A 1,783-nucleotide genomic window follows, 5' to 3' on the forward strand; every position below is an offset into this window, starting at 1 on the left:
ACGAGTATTTAAAGGATGATTAGCACAGAGAGTAAAACCCCAAGGGGAACCATAACTAGGAGTGGGAGCGCAATAGGAATGAACGTAGGGAAAAACTGCTTTTAAAGTATTCACCAAACGCGCATGATACATCACCGAAGGGGGAGAAACCGGGCCAGATTGGACAACCACAATGCCATTTTCTGCCAAAACTCTTTGTAGTTTTTCAAAGTATTCTTTCGTAAATAGGGGGAAAGAGGGACCCTCTTCGATGGGATCAACCAGATCAGAAATAATAATATCCCATTTATCATTAGTGGTGTCTAAAACCTCTAAAGCATCAGCCACAACTAACTGAAAACGAGGATCATCAAAAGTGCCTTGGTGCATTTCGGGAAGATGTTCCTTACAAGCTGCCACCACATCCCCATCGATATCGATCATCATCACTTTTTCGATTGTTTTCCAACGCAATAACTCCCGCGTTGTCGCACCTTCACCACCCCCCAGAATTAAAGCAGTTTTTGCTTCTTGGTGGGCAATCATTGCCGGTTGCACTAATGCTTCATGATAAATAAATTCATCCCCCGTACAGGATTGCCATTTGCCATCCAGTACCAAGGCTTTTCCATAGGCCCCCGATTCAACAATATACATCTCCTGAAAAGCGGTTTTTTTGTAGGCTAAAATCTGGGAAACCCCATGACTATAAATGTCCCAGGGGGTAATATATTCGTTAACCCATAGATCCGCTTTTAGTTCACTTCCTGCCATAACTAATCCTCCTTGGGGTGAAAAAGGCACGATCTACTATTATACGACAATTGACAGATTTAGATCGTTAACCTGAAATTATCTCCAGGTAATCCCGAAGCTGCCGATAATCGATCGCTGAAAAACGGTAAGCTAGAAAAGATTAGCTTCAAGTAAACTTCTAGCCACTAACCTATGACTAAAAACGAGACTACCGAGAAAAAGATTTTTCTCCTAGATTTTGAGAAACCCCTTTACGAATTAGAATCCCGCATCGAACAGATTAAAGAATTAGCCCAAGAAAATAGCGTAGATGTCTCGGAACAAATTAGTCAACTAGACGAACGAGCTAATCAATTACGTCGTGAAATTTTTAGCAATCTCACCCCTTCCCAAAGGCTACAATTAGCCCGTCATCCCCGGCGCCCCAGTACCCTAGACTATATTCAGGCAATCACCGATGAATGGTTCGAGTTACACGGTGATCGCGGTGGTTACGACGATCCCGCCCTTGTGGGTGGTGTTGCCCGTTTTAACGGTCGTCCCGTGGTGATTATCGGACATCAAAAAGGCCGGGATACTAAGGATAATGTGGCTAGAAATTTCGGCATGGCTGCCCCCGGCGGTTATCGTAAAGCCATGCGTTTAATGGAACACGCCCATCAGTTTAATCAGCCAATTTTAACCTTTATTGACACCCCCGGCGCCTGGGCGGGGGTGGAAGCGGAAAAATTAGGTCAAGGGGAAGCGATCGCCTATAATCTTCGGGAGATGTTCCGTTTAGATGTGCCGATCATTTGTACTGTTATTGGCGAAGGTGGTTCCGGCGGTGCTTTGGGCATTGGGGTCGGCGATCGCCTATTAATGTTAGAGCATTCTGTCTATACCGTGGCGACTCCCGAAGCTTGTGCCGCCATTCTCTGGAAAGATGCCAAAAAATCCGATAAAGCAGCAGTTGCCCTCAAAATTACCTCAAAAGATTTAAAAGAGTTAAATATTATCGATCAGATCGTTCCTGAACCCTCCAGAGGGGCCCATGCTGATCCGATTA

At 44.9% G+C, this 1,783-nt stretch carries 2 protein-coding genes; one reads left to right on the forward strand and one right to left on the reverse strand.

Features of this window, described 5'->3' with window-relative positions:
- Positions 1-753: fused MFS/spermidine synthase (locus tag PX484_RS20690; RefSeq protein WP_288105324.1), on the reverse strand; the 753-nt coding region annotated here is incomplete at its 3' end.
- A 174-nt stretch (positions 754-927) separates the two neighbouring features.
- On the opposite strand from PX484_RS20690, the gene accA reads away from it, so the two are divergent.
- The coding region (gene accA / locus PX484_RS20695; RefSeq protein WP_288105326.1) for an acetyl-CoA carboxylase carboxyl transferase subunit alpha at positions 928-1,783 on the forward strand (856 nt) is incomplete at its 3' end.

The organism is Microcystis sp. M49636_WE2 (assembly GCF_030065375.1).
Lineage (GTDB): Bacteria > Cyanobacteriota > Cyanobacteriia > Cyanobacteriales > Microcystaceae > Microcystis > Microcystis aeruginosa_C.